Raw genomic sequence first — 12,111 nt, 5'->3', positions numbered from 1 at the left:
GTTGATGATTTAATTATGAATATGTTGGTTTCGACGGTACTCTTCTAATTCATTGCTCAACCAATCTTTTGCATTGAGTAACGATCCATTGCTGAGTCTTACTTTATAGGGCTTACCGCTCCAAGAGCTTTTGCTCGCTAGGTTTTCGATAAACTTGTCGGCGGTATTTGCATAGCGGGTCGCTTTTCGATATTTCATAGCGAGGTGCTCGGCAGCATCTTGGCTTGAGTGTTCTGTGTCATTGCGTATAAATACGGCATCGCTTTTAGCGACAAAATCAATTAAGTGATTAATTTCTTGCTCTGGAGTGGCTGCAATACAGAATTGACTAATACTCAAGAACATTAATGCGATAAACCAATATCTTTTCATTGTTATTTTCACTGTTCTTTTTGCTCTATGGTTAAGGTTGCAATTATTGGATTATGATCTGAGCTTGCAAGCTCAGGCACTATAGTTGTTTCTATTTTGACACCTCGCACCCATATTTGGTCAAGTGCTAATCCAAATGTTTTGGTGCGTTTATCATCTAAATAGATAGCCTCGTGTAGGCCTAGTTGGGTCAACGTTTGCTGCAATAAGGCTTGGCGCTCATCACTCCAGGTATTGAGATCACCGGCAAATACGATAGGTCCTTTATGCGTTCGCATAATGGCGGCGGCATCGTCTAGCTGTTGTTTAAAGTCACTTACACCAACCGTAAAGTTAATGGCATGCAGGTTAATACTCAGTAATAACTGTTGTTCAGGCAGCGCATACTCCACAATATTGGTGGCTTTTGGGCTACGTAGCCAAGGCTCTTTGTGAGTGAGTGTGCAATGCACAGTGGCGGGCCAACGGCTGAGTGTCATAACTCCAGATTGCACACTGCCACTCTTATAGCCTTTAGCAAAACGCCAATATGGTTTGAGCTTTGTAAGAGCTGGTTCTTCGATAGCTTCTTGAAGTAACACAATATCAGCATCGTCATTTAGGTTTTGTAAATCTGTGAGTAAGCCATCTATTTGTGCTTTGTAGATATTCCAACTCAATAACTTGAACTGATAGGGCAAAATGTAATGCGCTGCGTAAGTTTGCATGCGACTTTGTGCTAACTGCTGTTGGCAATTAACAAGGTTCACGGCAGTTTTGGTTATACCTTGCTGCTCATCAGAGCTAGGATCGCTTGAAAAGCTATACCAAGACAGCGCGCTCAAACACACAAGTAATAAAAATATACGCAGATATGCCGTCATAATGACCTTTAGTTACTTTCCTTGAGAGTTAGTCGTTGTTAGCCCAGTTTAGTTCAAAGGCTAAATGTTAGAAACTGTAGTATTTCCTACAATTTCTATACGCTTTCTTACCCAAAATGAGTACTCATATTCTTATACTTACTGAGCTTAACAACTCAGACAAAGGAACTACTCATGAAACAAATGGCCTGTATGCTGCTTGCCTTATCGGTGACAGCGTGTTCATCAGTCACCATAGTGCCAGAAAAAACAACCAATAAATTAGCCACTAAAGCCGATTACCAAGATAGCCGTCCATTCTTTTTGTGGGGCCTCGTTGGTGAAGAGCGCGTTGATGTAAAGGCTATTTGCCAAGATAAAAAAGTTGCCCAAATGCAATCGCAACAAACATTCGCTGATGGCGCATTAGGACTAGTTACACTCGGAATTTATGCTCCTCACACAGTAAAAGTATGGTGTGAGCAACAAGCACAGGAGCAACAACTATGAAAAGCTTACTAATAACAGCGGTGTTAGTTGCAACCTTAAGTGGTTGCACAAATATCTACTTCGATAATGGCAGTGCAGCGCAAGGCAATAAAGCGCCTGCAACAGAGCAGTGGCATCATAACTTTGCCGCGGCGCTTTACGAAGGTTCAAAGCCTGTCGACTTATCTGAACAATGCCCTGACTCTGAGTGGCAAACCGTTCACACTTATAAGTCGTTCACCAATGGTCTTGCTGAAATTGCAGTAAACCAAGTTGGGCCTATTTGGTACCCGAAAACAGTTGAAATAAGCTGTGCTCAAGTACCTTATAAGCCAGACTAGTTATTCATAACGCAGTGCATCAATTGGGTTTAAGCGTGCCGCTTTAATAGCGGGCGCTAAGCCAAACACAATACCAATCAATGACGTAAAGCCAAATGACAGCATAATCGCCCAACCCGGTATGTAGGCATCTGGCATGCTCGGCACTGATAACGAAATCAGTGCCGCGGCACCATACCCTATCGCTAAACCAATTAAGCCACCAAAAAGCGATAGCACCACCGCTTCAACTAAAAATTGCAGCATAATAAAGCCAGGTGTTGCCCCTAATGCTTTTAAAGTGCCGATCACACGAGTGCGTTCTGTTACCGAAACCAGCATGATATTCATCACACCGATACCCCCAACCACCAGACTGATACCGACTATCCCCGCGGTAATTGCGGTTGCACTTCCGGTAAATTTATCGATATTAGCACGGGCTTTTTCGGCGGTTTCAAACTCAAAGTCGTCATCTTCGCCGTCTTTTAGTTTATGTAATTGACGTAAGATACGGCGAATTTTACCCAGTACTTGCGTTTCGTTAGCATCGTCTTTTAAACGAAACATCATTTGCACATTAGTATCAACACTGCCGCCTTCTAGCGCACTCATGGTACTTATTGGAATATTAATGTAATCGTCTTGGTCAAAACCTAATAAGCTACCTTGTTTTTCAGCAACACCAATAATGCGAAACCACTCACCACCGAGTTTGATATATTCACCTACAGGGTTTTCAGGCAAGTTGAGCTTTTCGATAATTGAAGGGCCGATAAACGCCACTCGACGGCGTTTTTCATCATCTTCTGCGCGAATAAATCGGCCGAGTTCTGGGTAGGTGCGGTAAGCTTTTTGGTAGTCTTGCTCGGTACCCATCACGCGTGAAGCATGACTTTTATTGCCGTACTCTGCTGCACCAGAAAAGCGCCAAGTAAACATCAGCGCAGTAAAGGTTTCGGCTTCTTTAACGCGTGCTTTTAGGGTTAAAAAGTCGCTGTAGGTTAGCTTTGCTTGTTGGCCTACCATTTCTTTTTCTACGCTAGTGTAAGGTTTTATATTGGTCACATCAGGAGACATATCAGCCAGCTGATCATTAATTTGCTTGGTAAATCCTTGCATTACTGCCACTACGGTCACAACCGCTGCAACACCAATGATAATACCTAAGCAGGTAAGGGCACTACGCATCGCGTTTGCTTTAATTGCCATGAGTGCGGCTTTAGTGCCTTCCATAACAGCGATAGCAGATTTAAACATGTTGCCTTGCTCCTTCGCCTTTACGGGTATCACTGACAACCTTGCCATCAACTAAACGAATAACACGCTGGCAGTGATCAGCAATATCTTGTTCGTGAGTAACCAAAATAATGGTGTGCCCTTCGTTATGAAGCTCATCAAACAGTGCCATGATCTCAGTGGTGGTTTTACTATCTAAGTTACCTGTAGGCTCATCACCAAGTAAAATATGTGGTTTAGTAACAAGTGCACGAGCAATCGCGACACGTTGACGTTGCCCACCAGAAAGCTGGCTCGAAAGGTGATTTACCTTATCGCCAAGACCAACCCGCTGTAATGATTCGAGCGCTTGCTGCTTTCGCTCTTTGGCAGAGATAAATCGATACACAAGTGGCTGCATAACATTTTCAAGAGCTGATGCTCGCGGTAACAAATTGAAACTTTGAAAAATAAAGCCAACACTTTCATTACGCTGATGAGCAAGCTCAGTTTCGGTCATTCGCTTTACCAGCTTATCTTTTAAATAGTAGTCACCACTTGTAGGGGTATCTAAACAGCCAAGCAAGTTCATTAGTGTTGATTTACCTGAACCCGAAGGGCCAATAATGGCAACATACTCATTTTGAGCAATTTCAATATTGATATCATCAAGGGCTTTGAAAACTTGTTCGCCCATTTTATATTGCTTATTGATATTACTAAGTTTTATCACCGCCGACATTAGCTAGCACCTTTTTCAGGGCTGTTTTTAACGGCTACCGTATCACCCTCTTTTAGTGAGCTGAGAGGTCTAGCTGGGCCGATAACAATACGATCTCCCTTTGCAACACCGCTGGTTAGTGCTTGTTCGATATCTGAAGAAATGCCTACCGTTACAGTTGTTTTAGTTACTGTATTATCTGCGTTAAGCTTCCAAACAAAGTAGCTATCATCCTCTTTTTGAATTGCTTCAATGGGGAGTTTTAAGCCATTTTCGGCAATACTTGTCGCAATTTCAGCACGGCAACTCATACCGGCATATAGTTGGCGGTCAGTGGCATCAAGTAGTACTTTGACTTTAAATGATAACCCTTGTGAACCGGCTTGGTTTTTTGCTGAAGTACCAATGTTTATTACTTTGCCAGTAAAAGGTTGGTTTGGGTAAGCGGCGGCATATATATCTGCATGTTGGTCTAGTTTTATACCAGCAATATCGGTTTCGTCCACGCGAAGTTCGGCTAAAATAGCGCTTGGATCTGCTACTAGCATCAGATCTGAGCCAATAATGTTGGTTGTTCCGGCAATTACGGTTTCACCTTCTTTAATATTTACCGATGCAAGTAGCCCACTCATTGGTGCGCGAAATACACTTTTATTTAAACGGTCTTCAGCAATGAGTAATGACGCTTGGGCTTGGTTGTAAGCTTCACGTTTTGCTTCAATATCTATTTTCGCTAAATCGCGGGCATTTTGTAGGTTTTCATACACTTCTTGGCCAGCGAGGCCAACTTCATAAAGCTCTTTTTGGCGGCTTAGCTGGCGTTCGATATTTTTCAGTCGGGTTTCGCTGTGCTTAATATCAATTTCAGTAGCGCGAAGCACGGCTTTGTTGCGTGCAACTTCAGATTCAAACGCTGTAGTATCTAGACGCATAAGAATATCGCCCTCAGTGACACTTTCTCCTTCTTCGACAAACACTTTCGCTACGCGGCCAGTCACTTCAGAGCGCAGCTGCACTTGGGTGTTAAAGACTAGGTTGCCAGAGGCTAAAATTGAATCGGCAATATTGCCTTGTGCAACTTCTGCAATATGCATTTCTGGTGCATCTTTATTGCCTGTGACTTGTTTTGATACTAGTAAAGCGACAAATGCTGTAACAGCGAGGCCAATAATAATGGCTTTTTTCATGTTACTTCCTTGGTAGTTAAGAGCGGCATATCGCCGCTCAAAGCAGAATTAAACGAGAGCGATTACAGTCCAAATACCGTAAATAACAATACTTGGCAGGGCTGCAAAAAGTAGCGCCTTATTGAAAGTGAAATTAGTCCAGCTCTTCAAACCTATAGCTGCGATGAAAATGCCCCAAATAGAAAAGATATTTAGGCTCTCCAATAAGGTGTAGAATGGATGGCCAATTTCTAAGCCAATTAAAAGTTGGTTAATCGAAGCATAGTTAAATAACGTCTGTGAAATTTGGTCGGTACTTGCAGTTAATACTAAAATGAGCAAACCGAGGCTTGATATAATCATTGGCATCATGGTCCACACACCAAAGCCATACCACGCACCATAACCATAGTTAGCTTCTGGGTCTTGCTTAGATACAAATAAGTAGTAGCCTGCCATCAGAGCATTAATAACAGCCAAACCAATGATGCCACCAAAGATGGCAAACCAAACCTGCATATCTATGGTTTGCTCCATGCTTTGGCGAATCATTTTTTGCTCAGCAATAGTGGCATCAACACTGGCGGCTGCCACTTGTTGATCGATTAAAAATTGCGGGTCAGCTTTATTATAAAAAGCAAACATGCTGGCGGCGAGAATGCCGGCAAGTAAAATAAAGGCAACAAAAGACCAACCTTTTGCTTCTTTTAAACCATTAAAGGCTTTACTCGGGCTGATAAAAATATCAACCAATGCGGTCATTACATTTGATGATTTCATTTTTTATTCCTTGTTTTATAACATTTGTTTTTAGGTACTAAAATATCCTGTTTAGTAACAAATTAGCAATTTGTTTTGTAACTGTATGTTAACAGCTGTGATTAGTAAATCTGTGATATGGTTAAAGGATTAATTTGAATCGAACTTATTAGGAAAAGTAGGTCGTTATGGTGAATAGCAATGGTCGTTGTATTGATGAGTTGGTATTAGGATTCTGGCGCTTGTTAGATTGGCAGGTAACGCCCCAGCAATGCTTAAGTTTTTTAGAAAATGCAATCGATATGGGAGTTTCACATACCGATCATGCTGACATCTACGGTGAATACGGTTGTGAAGCTGAATTTGGTAAAGCACTTAAACTAAAACCAAGTATTCGTGATGAAATCAAAATCATCACTAAATGTGGTATTAAGCCTGCGTTTGCAAGCCTAGGATTACAAGGCAAAGCAAACCACTATGATTCAAGTGCCGCGCATATTATTGCCTCAGCACAGCAGTCACTAAAAAACTTCAACACTGATCGTTTAGATGTATTACTTATTCATCGCCCTGATTACTTGATGAATGCCGATGAAATGGCACAAGCATTTAATACCCTAAAAGCAAATGGTGATGTGATTGACTTTGGTGTATCTAACTTTACGCCATCACAACTTAGCTTGTTACAGTCGCGTTTAGACTTTGAGCTTGTAACTAATCAAATTGAGTTTTCACCTTACGAAATGAAAGCCCTTGATGATGGCAGCTTAGATCAATGCCAATTGCTCGATATCAAACCTATGCTTTGGTCACCATTGGCAGGGGGGCGTTTATTCTCAAGTGATGATGAAAAAGCGGTACGTTTACGTGCCGTGTTAGAGCAGGTTGGTGCTGAAATTGGCGCCACAGCAATTGATCAAGTTGTTTATGCTTGGTTGTTAATGCACCCGAGTGCACCGTCTGTGGTACTTGGTACGGGTAACATTGAACGTGTTAAATCAGCGGTTGAAGCTAAGCAGCTCTCTATGAGCCGTGAACAATGGTATCGCATTTGGCAAGGCTCAACTGGTCATAGTGTGCCTTAACGAATAGCCCTAAACGAGAAAAGGGCCTTACGGCCCTTCGTGTTGCAGCAAGTAACACATTCTTTATAAAGTGAAGTCAACCGCGTAAGCGACGTACACTTTTACATCTGAACCATCGATGTCATTGTCTGAAAGACCGAAAGTAAAGCCGTCTTTCGACACTGAAACGCCGTAGTCGATGATGTCATCATCACCAATGAAATCCCCTGAGTAATGACCTAAATGAAGGGCCATTTCTGCACCGCTACTGCCAACTGGGAAGCCGTAGTCAGCATTTAAATAAAGTGAATCACCAAAGTCTGTACCGTCACCGCTAGCTGCTGATGTTGCTAGTACTGCTGCACCAAAGGTGAAGCTACCCATGCTAATGCTACCGTAGATTTCTGAGAAATCTGCATCTGTGTAAGATGCTGCATCTGGGTATGCATAATAAATGTAGCCAACATCGTAGCTAAAGGTTTCATTGATTTCACCGCCAAAACCAGCATAAAGGTCTAGCTCGTACGTCATGTCGTCAGCCCAGCTAGCATTCGATACCCAAGTACCCGCATAAAAGCCAGATTCACTTGCGTAGTCGATACCACCTTGGATTGCAGCATCACCGCCAGTTTGCTCTTGACCACGCCATAAGTAATTTGACGTTGCCGCAGCGTTTGCTGTGACTTCTGCATAACTATATGTCGAGCTCAAAGTTAATAGCGCAAGAGCGCTTGCTGCGACCGTTTTTTTTAGTTTTAGCATGTTTCTGTATCCTGTTGTTATGTTGATTTTGTCCCATTTCAGATTGCAGTCTGGTTATTATTCGAGGACATTTATTATGTGTTGTCTGGATACGATGTTGCACTGGTTGTGCCAAGTTCATTTTGAATGGGCTATTTTATGCTTAAATGCTTTAAAAACAGACTTCTAAGATGGCTTAATTGAAAAAATAGTGGATATTTGAATTGTTCATGCGCACTTGTGTGGTGCAAAAAATAACCCGGTTGCACAATTGCGAAGCACCCGGGTTTCTCTTATTTGAGAGTGACTTAGCCGAAAATCGCTCGCATCAGACTAATAGTCTCTTCAACACTTCGGCCTTTTTCAACTTCACTGATGATTGAATCGCGCTTTGCTTTGATATGTTCAGGGATATCATCACTTGCTAATGCACGGTCTACCAGTATCTCAGCTGATTCTTTGCCACGGCGTACGGTCTTTTTACCTGCTGAGCTCGTGGTACTCTTAGGTTTGTTTAACAACTTAATATAGTTTGAGTTATCGGCGGTACTTTTATCTGCATAATAAAAGAAGCTAGGTAATAGGGCTTTAATTTCAACTAAAGATTGCTCAAGTTCATTTGCGGCGCTAGCCATTTTGAACCAAGGCATATTATGGATTGCTTCTACAATATCTTGCCAGTAGCGCTCAAAATCACGGTTATTTAATTTGGTAATACCTAGTGCCCCACAAAGGGCATCAAGTTTACTATTTACGATTGGTGTAAACACATCAGGTCGGCGCATCGCAAGTAAGCGAGTTGCAGGAGCAAGCGTTGGCTTTTCATCGCTACCATTAAATGCCATCAAGTATGCAACCATAAAGTGTTGATAATGCTCTTGGGTTATTTCGCCTTCAAGTGGAATGTGCGCTAAGGCTTCATCGAATGCACCAGGCAAATCACTCAACATTTGGTGAAAGCCTTTTGCGTTCTTCGTAGAAGCAAACCATTCAACATCGAAGTTATAGCTGCTTGGATCAAGCGACGCACTGTGTTTACCTGAAAACGCTAAACGGTCTTCAGGGATCATCTCTTTTAATGATTGTGATTTAATCGCTGCAATGTAATTAGCTAAACGTAGTTGCTCATCAAGTGCCACAAGCTCTTTATGCTGTTCGATGAAGCCTGCGATAACTGGCCATGGTGCAACTCTTAAGGTTTTTAATTGCAAAAAGCTGATGGCAGAAATTAATAAGTCATGAAGTTTCTTAAGTGTCGGTAATTGCTTATCTTCTAATAGATCGTAGTTAATGCGATCGCGGCTTGCACTTAATAGCTCATAGCACCAGCCTAAAAAGTCTTCAGGGTGGTTTTCTACTTTAACTGCCATTAGGTTTAAGCTGATATCAGAGGCCTGCTTGAGGATGTTTTGATAAATTTGACTTTCTTGCTCGCCAAGCGCCATTTTTGACGGTGAAATAAGCAGTTTCTTCATGCTTAATCGATACTCCAGTTTTGACCAAATTAGGTTGTTTGATTTTAGTACACAGGGTGCAAAAACAACAGGGTCGTGCATCATACCGAAGTAATGAAATGATGCAATCTTACTGATAGAGCAAGATTGCGATTGACTTGATTAATTAATCATTATCATCAAGTGTAAATAATTGCTCAACGGTAAGTTCAAAGTGGGTTGCAATTTTTAACGCGATAATAACCGAAGGTATAAAGCGGCCTGTTTCAACTGTGCTAATGGTTTTACGTGATACTGCAATGGCATCAGCGAGTTCTTGCTGCGATAAACCCTTCTCTTTACGGAATTTAGCGATATTATTTTCCACTATTATACCTAGTCTCTACTCTGCCAAAGAATTGATACGCCGTATACTAAACACATTTGAGCGAGGTAAAATGTGGCCATCATGCTATGAGATACATTTAAAGCAAGGTCATCAGACAATAAAAAAATAACCCCCATGCTAAAAAGTAATCCAAGAACCACATGTTTATAAGCGATGGTATCAATTGTCTTTAAAAATTCATCGGTATACATAAGGCGATACCCAAGTTTCCATGTAAACCCACCTCTAATCACAAACATAAAAAATGAACCTAAAAAAGCGGCAGCGCCGATAAACAGTAAAGGTGCTGATGTCTGCTTAAGCATTGGGTAAACACTAATGATTAATAACGTAATTCCCATGAATATTGAAAACCATGCGTTATGGCTCATAAACTTTTCTTCCGTTTGTATATCTTGCTTAGACATAATCTTTTCCTTTTTGATTTAAATGTAACCTCTAGGTATCAATGTAACCCTAGGGTATCATTCGGTCAAGATTTATTTGTAACCTAAAGGTATCAAAATATTTCAGCGCTGATTCATGTTCTTAAACCTAAGCTTGTTTACAAACCTTTTTGTGGGTTGGGCAATGCATTTGCGCCTAACTCCCGCTATGATATGAACATTGTTTGCCCATTTTTAAGGATGATTATGAAAACCTTACTGAAAGTTGTTGGTGTCATTTTCTTATTACTAATTGCATTAGTAGTCGCAGCACCATTCCTCATTCCTACAGACGCGATATTTAATAAAGTATCGGAGCAAGTAGAACAAACCACAGGTCGTAGTCTGACTATTAATGGCGATAAAAAGCTGTCGGTATTTCCATCATTAAAGCTAGAACTGAATGATGTAAACTTTGCCAATATGCAAACTGGTTCGCAAAAAAATATGGCAAGTATGCAGCAACTTGCTATCCGTATTCCTTGGATGTCGTTATTTGGCGGTGAGTTTAAGCTAGATAAATTTGTTATTAACGAACCAACGATTTTGTTAGAAACCGATAAAAATGGTAAAGCAAACTGGCAGCTATTTGATGCGGTTGCAGAGCAACCACAGACTGAGCAGCAAAAGAGTTCTGGTGCCGTTAACTTACCTGATAACTTTGATATTGAGCTTGGCGAAGTGGCAATTTATGGTGGTACCTTTACTTATCTAGACGGTAAAACTGGGGCAAAACAACAGATAAGTGATTTAGAGTTAGCCATTTTATTACCTTCTCTTCGTAAAACCCTTGAGTTAAAAGGCGGTATTACCTATATGGGTGAGCGTTTTGATTTGGATGTAACGCTAGATACACCCGTAAAAGCGATTGAGGGCGAAACCTTTAATGTCAGCACTGAGGTTGATTCACGCTTGATCGATTTGAATTTCAAAGGGGCAATTGCAGAAATGGGTAATGATGTGCAAGGGCTTCTATCTGTTAGTGGTGACTCAGTTAAAAACATTGCGAATTGGCAGGGTGTTGAGCTTAATGCTAAAGAGAATGCTTTCAATGCGTTTAATGTAAAAGGTTCAATGCATTTAAAAGGTGAGCAGTTTAAACTGGCTGAGCTACTTGCCACCCTAGATGAGCTACAAATTAAAGGTAAAAGCGATATTAAGCTTGGCGACCGTTTAGTTGTAAATGCCGATATTGATTTAGGCATGCTTGATCTAAACCCTTACTTACCTGAGGGGGTAGCTAAAGAAGAGCAAGCAGAACCGGCCTCAGATGCGCCAGCGCAGCCAATTGTTTGGGATGATACAACAATTGATATGAGTGGCCTAAATGCACTTGATGCAAATGTTGTTGTGCGTTCAAGTGGTTTAAAAGCAAATGATATTACACTTGGCGAAAACCAGTTAACAGTGAACCTTAAAAATGCAGTAGCTAACATCAGCTTAGATAAGTTTGTTGCATACGAAGGTAATGGCAAAGGTGTAATCACCGTTAACGCTAAGCAAACACCTTATAAAATTAGCACTAACTTTTCTTTAGATAAAATCGATGCACAGCCATTACTTACTGATGCGGCCGGTTTCGATAAGTTAATGGGTAAAGGCTCTTTAAACTGGGATCTAACGACCACAGGTCAAAGTCAAAAAAGCTTTATTAATGCCCTTAACGGCAAGGTGGGCTTTGAGTTTGCAGATGGTGCAGTGAAAGGAGCCAACATTGCAGAGATGGTTCGTAAAGCTAAAGAGCTTATAAAAGGTAACTTAAGTGCGGTATCAGAAGGCCTGAATACTGGCTTTGATAACTCACAACAGACAGACTTCTCAGCACTTAAAGGTAGTTTTGTATTCACAAATGGTATTGGTGAAAATACAGACTTATCTCTATTAAGTCCGCTTATTCGTATTACCGGCTCAGGTAAGATTGATTTACCAATGACCACTGTAGACTACCGTTTAGTGACGGGGATTGTTGATTCAATCGAAGGGCAGGGTACGACAGATGACAGCACTGGGTTTAAAATTCCTCTGCGTATAAAAGGCCCATTCCATGATGTAGGTTATAGCTTAGATGTGAGTGAGGCTGCTAAAGAAGAAGTGAAAGAAAAAGCAAAAGATAAAATAAAAGACAAATTAAAAGGTCTATTTGGAAATTAAT

At 41.2% G+C, this 12,111-nt stretch carries 14 protein-coding genes; 4 read left to right on the top strand and 10 right to left on the bottom strand.

The genetic code is table 11. The features are described from left to right. Positions 1-9: 9 nt before the first annotated feature. Entirely contained in the window at positions 10-372 is a 363-nt protein-coding gene (locus L1D46_RS06330; protein ID WP_130049953.1) for a DUF5329 domain-containing protein, read from the bottom strand. A gap of 8 nt (positions 373-380) precedes the next feature. Beyond that, positions 381-1,235, bottom strand: a complete 855-nt coding sequence (locus L1D46_RS06325) for an endonuclease/exonuclease/phosphatase family protein (RefSeq protein ID WP_167659172.1) — start codon at positions 1,233-1,235, stop codon at positions 381-383. 174 nt (positions 1,236-1,409) lie between these two features. On the opposite strand from L1D46_RS06325, the gene L1D46_RS06320 reads away from it, so the two are divergent. Together L1D46_RS06320 and L1D46_RS06315 are read left to right on the top strand one after the other, a co-directional pair. Then, a complete protein-coding gene (locus L1D46_RS06320; protein WP_054554401.1) occupies positions 1,410-1,724 on the top strand; it encodes a Bor family protein in 315 nt (104 codons plus the stop codon). After that, a complete protein-coding gene (locus L1D46_RS06315; RefSeq protein WP_130049950.1) occupies positions 1,721-2,044 on the top strand; it encodes a hypothetical protein in 324 nt (107 codons plus the stop codon). Before L1D46_RS06320 ends, L1D46_RS06315 begins: the two co-directional genes overlap by 4 nt. Here the strand turns inward: L1D46_RS06315 and L1D46_RS06310 are convergent, their stop codons facing one another. Genes L1D46_RS06310 through L1D46_RS06295 form a run of 4 tightly spaced genes read right to left on the bottom strand, consistent with a single transcriptional unit; the run spans position 2,045 to position 5,908 of the window. Further along, positions 2,045-3,283: an ABC transporter permease gene (locus L1D46_RS06310; protein WP_130049949.1), complete on the bottom strand. Its 1,239-nt coding sequence runs from the start codon at positions 3,281-3,283 to the stop codon at positions 2,045-2,047. It abuts the gene before it with no gap. Next, the gene (locus L1D46_RS06305) at positions 3,276-3,983 is read right to left on the bottom strand and encodes an ABC transporter ATP-binding protein (protein ID WP_063702351.1); all 708 of its coding nucleotides are present in this window, start codon (positions 3,981-3,983) and stop codon (positions 3,276-3,278) included. Before L1D46_RS06305 ends, L1D46_RS06310 begins: the two co-directional genes overlap by 8 nt. After that, entirely contained in the window at positions 3,983-5,149 is a 1,167-nt protein-coding gene (locus L1D46_RS06300; protein WP_239977099.1) for an efflux RND transporter periplasmic adaptor subunit, read from the bottom strand. Before L1D46_RS06300 ends, L1D46_RS06305 begins: the two co-directional genes overlap by 1 nt. Before the next feature lie 48 nt (positions 5,150-5,197). Next, positions 5,198-5,908 carry a YIP1 family protein gene (locus tag L1D46_RS06295; protein WP_058586182.1) on the bottom strand — a complete coding sequence of 237 codons (711 nt, stop codon included), beginning with the start codon at positions 5,906-5,908 and terminating at the stop codon, positions 5,198-5,200. 167 nt (positions 5,909-6,075) lie between these two features. Between L1D46_RS06295 and L1D46_RS06290 the strand changes: the two genes are divergently transcribed. Continuing rightward, positions 6,076-6,972, top strand: a complete 897-nt coding sequence (locus tag L1D46_RS06290) for an aldo/keto reductase (protein WP_239977098.1) — start codon at positions 6,076-6,078, stop codon at positions 6,970-6,972. A 63-nt stretch (positions 6,973-7,035) separates the two neighbouring features. Here L1D46_RS06290 and L1D46_RS06285 read toward each other — a convergent pair whose 3' ends face one another. The 4 genes from L1D46_RS06285 to L1D46_RS06270 form a co-directional block, all read right to left on the bottom strand. After that, on the bottom strand, positions 7,036-7,713 hold the full coding sequence (locus L1D46_RS06285) for a TorF family putative porin (RefSeq protein ID WP_239977097.1): 678 nt from the start codon (positions 7,711-7,713) through the stop codon (positions 7,036-7,038). Between the two features lie 287 nt (positions 7,714-8,000). Beyond that, positions 8,001-9,167: a hypothetical protein gene (locus L1D46_RS06280; RefSeq protein WP_130049945.1), complete on the bottom strand. Its 1,167-nt coding sequence runs from the start codon at positions 9,165-9,167 to the stop codon at positions 8,001-8,003. Between the two features lie 145 nt (positions 9,168-9,312). Next, positions 9,313-9,513 (bottom strand): helix-turn-helix transcriptional regulator, encoded by a 201-nt coding sequence (locus L1D46_RS06275; protein ID WP_130049944.1) that lies wholly within the window; start codon positions 9,511-9,513, stop codon positions 9,313-9,315. Between the two features lie 8 nt (positions 9,514-9,521). Continuing rightward, positions 9,522-9,941 (bottom strand): hypothetical protein, encoded by a 420-nt coding sequence (locus L1D46_RS06270; RefSeq protein ID WP_130049943.1) that lies wholly within the window; start codon positions 9,939-9,941, stop codon positions 9,522-9,524. Between the two features lie 225 nt (positions 9,942-10,166). Here L1D46_RS06270 and L1D46_RS06265 point away from each other — a divergent pair, with 225 nt between their 5' ends. Next, positions 10,167-12,110 (top strand): AsmA family protein, encoded by a 1,944-nt coding sequence (locus L1D46_RS06265; protein WP_239977096.1) that lies wholly within the window; start codon positions 10,167-10,169, stop codon positions 12,108-12,110. Position 12,111 lies beyond the last annotated feature (1 nt).

It is taken from the genome of Pseudoalteromonas sp. Isolate3 (genome assembly GCF_022398505.1).
Classification (GTDB): Bacteria; Pseudomonadota; Gammaproteobacteria; order Enterobacterales; family Alteromonadaceae; genus Pseudoalteromonas; species Pseudoalteromonas apostichopi.
Note: the sequence above shows the minus strand (reverse complement) of the source record. Positions and strands in the feature narration are given on the sequence as shown.

Bases quoted from the DNA above. Each gene is read 5' to 3' on its own strand.
- L1D46_RS06330 (WP_130049953.1), bottom strand. From the start codon at position 372: ATGAAAAGATATTGGTTTATCGCATTAATGTTCTTGAGTATTAGTCAA.
- L1D46_RS06325 (WP_167659172.1), bottom strand. From the start codon at position 1,235: ATGACGGCATATCTGCGTATATTTTTATTACTTGTGTGTTTGAGCGCG.
- L1D46_RS06320 (WP_054554401.1), top strand. From the start codon at position 1,410: ATGAAACAAATGGCCTGTATGCTGCTTGCCTTATCGGTGACAGCGTGT.
- L1D46_RS06315 (WP_130049950.1), top strand. From the start codon at position 1,721: ATGAAAAGCTTACTAATAACAGCGGTGTTAGTTGCAACCTTAAGTGGT.
- L1D46_RS06310 (WP_130049949.1), bottom strand. From the start codon at position 3,283: ATGTTTAAATCTGCTATCGCTGTTATGGAAGGCACTAAAGCCGCACTC.
- L1D46_RS06305 (WP_063702351.1), bottom strand. From the start codon at position 3,983: ATGTCGGCGGTGATAAAACTTAGTAATATCAATAAGCAATATAAAATG.
- L1D46_RS06300 (WP_239977099.1), bottom strand. From the start codon at position 5,149: ATGAAAAAAGCCATTATTATTGGCCTCGCTGTTACAGCATTTGTCGCT.
- L1D46_RS06295 (WP_058586182.1), bottom strand. From the start codon at position 5,908: ATGAAATCATCAAATGTAATGACCGCATTGGTTGATATTTTTATCAGC.
- L1D46_RS06290 (WP_239977098.1), top strand. From the start codon at position 6,076: ATGGTGAATAGCAATGGTCGTTGTATTGATGAGTTGGTATTAGGATTC.
- L1D46_RS06285 (WP_239977097.1), bottom strand. From the start codon at position 7,713: ATGCTAAAACTAAAAAAAACGGTCGCAGCAAGCGCTCTTGCGCTATTA.
- L1D46_RS06280 (WP_130049945.1), bottom strand. From the start codon at position 9,167: ATGAAGAAACTGCTTATTTCACCGTCAAAAATGGCGCTTGGCGAGCAA.
- L1D46_RS06270 (WP_130049943.1), bottom strand. From the start codon at position 9,941: ATGTCTAAGCAAGATATACAAACGGAAGAAAAGTTTATGAGCCATAAC.
- L1D46_RS06265 (WP_239977096.1), top strand. From the start codon at position 10,167: ATGAAAACCTTACTGAAAGTTGTTGGTGTCATTTTCTTATTACTAATT.